This window comes from Streptomyces sp. NPDC127038 (assembly GCF_042725875.1).
Lineage (GTDB): Bacteria > Actinomycetota > Actinomycetes > Streptomycetales > Streptomycetaceae > Streptomyces.
Genome location: NZ_JBHXDQ010000078.1, coordinates 1 through 247 on the forward strand (window position 1 = coordinate 1; position 247 = coordinate 247).

The following is a 247-nucleotide window of genomic DNA, read 5'->3' on the forward strand; positions in this document are numbered from 1 at the left end:
GGAACACCTGGGAGCGGGGCCGGTCGACACGCCCGGCCCCGCTCCCTTGCGTGCGCCCCCGCCTCGGCGCAAGCCCCTGCTCCCCCTGACCGGCGCTCCCACCGCCCCGGCGTGGGGTACCCGGCCCCAGCATTCCTCGCCCCCTCCGCCCCTGCCCAGCCCGACCCGGGGGGGGGGGCGCCGCGCGCCCCCGGGGGGCGGGCGCCCGGGGGGGGGGGTGGGGGGGGCGGGGGGGCGATGCGCGGGG